Genomic DNA, 4120 nt, shown 5'->3' with positions numbered 1-4120 from the left:
TTTTTTAAGGTGTTCTTCGCCGGGTTGGTTGATCCACAAAGTGCCAACGAATATATCGCCGGTATGATTTTACTCGGTGTTGCGCCCTGTACGGCTATGGTGTTTGTCTGGAGCCAGCTGACCAAAGGCGATGCCAATTACACCCTGGTTCAGGTGTCTGTGAACGACATTATTATGATTTTTGCTTTTGCTCCCATCGCAGCATTGCTGCTGGGCGTCAGCGATATTGTTATTCCGTGGCAAACACTTTTATTGTCAGTGCTGTTATATGTGCTATTGCCACTTATTGCCGGTGTCATTACACGTAAACAGCTTAATAAAGGCGGTACAGAGCAGCGTATCACGGCGTTTTTAACTAAGGCGAAACCGTGGTCGGTCATTGGTTTATTGGCAACAGTCGTATTGTTATTCGGCTTTCAGGCGCAAACTATTGTCGCCAAACCGCTGGTTATTTTGCTTATTGCTATTCCGCTGTTGCTGCAAACTTACGGTATCTTCGCCATTACCTATGCCATTGCCAAAAAAATGCGTTTGCCACACAACGTTGCCGCACCGGCTTGCATGATTAGCACCTCTAACTTTTTTGAACTGGCTGTCGCAGTTGCCATAGCGCTGTTTGGTTTAAACAGCGGTGCAGCACTGGCAACCGTGGTGGGTGTGCTGGTTGAAGTGCCGGTGATGTTGTCACTGGTGTGGTTTGCCAATCGAACCCGGCATTGGTTTCAACACAACTGAGTAAATTTTTATTATCAATATTAGGATTTCAGTATGTCGCATCCCTATGATGAATTAGTTCTTGAAGGCGCAGCCGCATTGATATTTACCCCCTGTCCGGGCACTAAAGGTGAATCGCTTTACGCATCCCTTGTTACGCTAAAGCAGGCCGGTGCCTCCGGCATCATCACGTTAATGCCAAAGGCGGAAATGGAGCGCAATGCTGTTACTAACTTAGCAGATCTTTGTGCTGAACTTGGTTTGGCATGGTTTCAATGTCCGATTGAAGATGACCATGCACCACAGGCTGATTTTGCCTCAGCTTGGCAGCAGTATGGTGCTGCGGTACACCAGTTATTAAAAGACAGTAAAAAAGTCGCGATCCACTGCAAAGGCGGTTCAGGCCGGACGGGCTTAATGGCTGCTCAAATCATGATTGAGCGTGGCGTGGATAAAGAGCGGGTCAAGCAGCGAGTGCAGGCATTGAGGCCGTATGCACTCACGCTCAAACCGCATGAAGAATATTTTAATGCGCTTTGAGCTAATGCATGGTGCGCTAAGTTGCACAGCATGAAGTATTAGCCTCATCTCCGATGGTGAGGCCCACAGATAAGTGACAAGGAATTGATATGAAAATTAAAATTGGTATCAACGGTTTTGGTCGAATTGGCCGTTTAGCTTTACGCGCTGCTTTTGACTGGCCTGATTTTGAATTTGTACAGATAAATGACCCTGCCGGAGATGCGGCGACCTTTGCTCATTTGCTTAACTTTGACTCCGTGCATGGTCGCTGGCAGCACGAGGCAAATGCTGATGGTACTAATGTGGTTATTAATGCACAGCGCATCGCAGTGACGCACAACAAAGCGATTGCTGATACCGATTGGTCAGGCTGCGATGTCGTAATCGAAGCCTCCGGTAAAATGAAAACCACTGCGCAGTTGCAGGCATATCTCGATCAAGGCGTCAAACGGGTTGTTGTCAGTGCCCCAGTTAAAGAAGCGGGTGTACTGAATGTTGTGATGGGGGTTAATCAGCAGCTGTTTGATGCTAAAACACACAGAATCGTCACAGCGGCAAGCTGCACCACAAACTGCTTGGCTCCTGTTGTTAAAGTTATTCATGAACAGCTCGGTATTAAGCACGGTTCAATCACCACGATCCACGACTTAACCAACACTCAATCTATTTTGGATACCCCGCACAAGGATTTACGCCGTGCCCGTGCCTGTGGCAGTAGCTTAATTCCAACCACAACTGGTTCAGCCACAGCCATCACCGAAATATTCCCAGAATTAAAAGGCCGGTTAAACGGCCATGCTGTGCGCGTTCCCTTAGCCAATGCGTCGTTAACAGACTGCGTGTTTGAAGTTGAGCGTGCCACCACAGCAGAAGAAGTCAATCAATTACTCAAAGCCGCATCAGAGCGTGAACTAAAGGGAATTTTAGGCTTTGAGGAGCGGCCTTTAGTGTCTATCGATTATAAAACCGATCCGCGTTCAAGCATCATTGATGCATTGTCTACGATGGTCGTCAATGGTACTCAGGTGAAAATCTATGCGTGGTATGACAACGAATGGGGTTATGCAAACCGTACGGTAGAACTTGCACGAATGGTGGGTAACGCATAAGGAGCTGGGTGTGGCACATCAACCTCTGACAAAGCCGGTAAGTAGGCTGAGTACCGAAGTAAAACAATACTTTGTCGTTACTGGCAATTATTGGGCGTTTACCCTAACCGACGGTGCGCTGCGCATGCTCATCGTGCTGCATTTCTATCAGTTGGGCTACACACCGTTGGCTATTGCCTCACTATTCCTGTTTTACGAGTTTTTCGGGGTGGTCACTAACTTAGTCGGAGGTTGGTTGGGCGCAAAGCTTGGTTTGAATAAGACCATGAATATTGGTCTATTCCTACAAGTGTTCGCCTTAGCGATGTTACTCGTTCCGACGGAGCTGTTAACCGTGGTTTGGATCATGGCAGCGCAGGCGTTGTCAGGCATTGCTAAAGATCTGAATAAAATGAGTGCAAAAAGCTCACTAAAACTTCTGCTGCCAGATAACGCTCAGGGCGCACTGTATAAGTGGGTGGCGATTTTAACAGGCTCGAAAAATGCTCTGAAAGGCGTCGGCTTTTTTCTCGGTGGTGTTTTATTGGCTTGGCTTGGTTTTCAGGGGGCTATCGCCACTATGGCCGGTGCGCTTGCGCTCGTCTGGGTGCTGAGTTTACTACTGCTAAAGAAAGATTTAGGTAAAAGCTCATTCAAGCCTAAATTCAAAGATCTGCTGTCAAAAAGCACGACTATCAATCAACTTTCAGCTGCCCGGTTGTTTTTATTTGGTGCGCGTGACGTTTGGTTTGTAATCGCGCTACCGCTTTATCTGTCGTCTCAGTTTAACTGGAGCCATGCTGAAGTCGGTGCTTTTTTAGCGCTATGGGTGATTGGTTACGGTGCAGTACAAGCAATAGCCCCCACTATTACAGGTAAGGCATCTGGTAAAGTGCCTACTGCGGCTACTGCCTTACTTTGGGCGAGTTTACTTTGCAGTATCCCGCTTTTAATAAGCATTGGCATGGACAATTCTGCACATCCACTTCTGATCCTGATTGCAGGCCTGATGCTCTTCGGTGCCATTTTTGCGGTGAATTCTTCGCTACACAGTTACCTGATTGTCAGTTTTGCCGGACGGGATGGTGTCTCACTGGATGTGGGCTTTTACTACATGGCCAACGCGATGGGGCGGTTGGCAGGCACAGTGTTATCAGGATGGGTATATCAGGCATATGGTTTACAGGCATGTTTATGGGTGTCGAGTGCATTCCTTGCAATAACCGTCCTTATTACCCTGTTTTTAAAAACGCCAAAAGGTTAGACACTAAGCGTGTTGCAAAGAACGATACTGATACACAGCAAGGTTTACCGGCTGAATGCTCAGTCAACAGACAGGATGAAAGCTAACCAAACATGACTTTGGTTCATATCTTAATAGGAGTTTTGTGATGAAAAAGCCAAACGTAGTTTTTATATGTACCGAGAATTCTGCCCGTTCTTTGATAGCCGAAGCCATTACACGGCAAAAGTACAGCGACAGGTTTAATGTTTTCAGTGTCGGCACAGCACCGACAGCGCCTGATGAACGAGCGATGACGGCACTACAACAACATGGCTTTGACACCGAAGGCCTTAGCTCTAAAGCATTTGCAGCGCTAGGAGATCTTGCCATCGATTACGCCATCATTCTGTGTGACAAAGCGAAACAGGAATGTGCTCAGGGTTTAACTGCCAAACATATATTAAGTTGGGATTTTCCTGATCCAAAAACCGGCAAGACAATCAAAGCGTTTGATACGACCATTCATGAGTTGGCAGACAGGCTGAAAATGTTTGTTTTGCTCTTTGATAAA

5 protein-coding genes are annotated in these 4120 nt (G+C 46.9%); all 5 read left to right on the top strand.

Annotation, left to right across the window (positions count from 1 at the left end):
* Nucleotides 1-735: ACR3 family arsenite efflux transporter (gene arsB / locus LHL18_RS19570; protein WP_226768316.1), on the top strand; the 735-nt coding region annotated here is incomplete at its 5' end.
* A gap of 33 nt (nt 736-768) precedes the next feature.
* Nucleotides 769-1254, top strand: a complete 486-nt coding sequence (locus LHL18_RS19565; RefSeq protein ID WP_226768315.1) for a phosphatase domain-containing putative toxin — start codon at nt 769-771, stop codon at nt 1252-1254.
* An 89-nt stretch (nt 1255-1343) separates the two neighbouring features.
* On the top strand, nt 1344-2345 hold the full coding sequence (locus LHL18_RS19560; RefSeq protein WP_226768314.1) for an ArsJ-associated glyceraldehyde-3-phosphate dehydrogenase: 1002 nt from the start codon (nt 1344-1346) through the stop codon (nt 2343-2345).
* A gap of 10 nt (nt 2346-2355) precedes the next feature.
* Nucleotides 2356-3588, top strand: a complete 1233-nt coding sequence (gene arsJ, locus LHL18_RS19555; RefSeq protein ID WP_226768313.1) for an organoarsenical effux MFS transporter ArsJ — start codon at nt 2356-2358, stop codon at nt 3586-3588.
* A 127-nt stretch (nt 3589-3715) separates the two neighbouring features.
* Nucleotides 3716-4120, top strand: a 405-nt coding sequence (locus LHL18_RS19550; protein ID WP_226768312.1) for an arsenate reductase ArsC, incomplete at its 3' end; no start/stop codon positions are given.

It is taken from the genome of Rheinheimera aquimaris, assembly GCF_020531985.1.
In the GTDB taxonomy this organism is placed as follows: domain Bacteria; phylum Pseudomonadota; class Gammaproteobacteria; order Enterobacterales; family Alteromonadaceae; genus Alishewanella; species Alishewanella aquimaris.
This window is presented reverse-complemented; position numbering and strand designations above follow the sequence as displayed.

Excerpts from the sequence above, each read along its gene's own strand:
- LHL18_RS19565 (WP_226768315.1), top strand. The coding sequence starts at position 769 with ATGTCGCATCCCTATGATGAATTAGTTCTTGAAGGCGCAGCCGCATTG.
- LHL18_RS19560 (WP_226768314.1), top strand. The coding sequence starts at position 1,344 with ATGAAAATTAAAATTGGTATCAACGGTTTTGGTCGAATTGGCCGTTTA.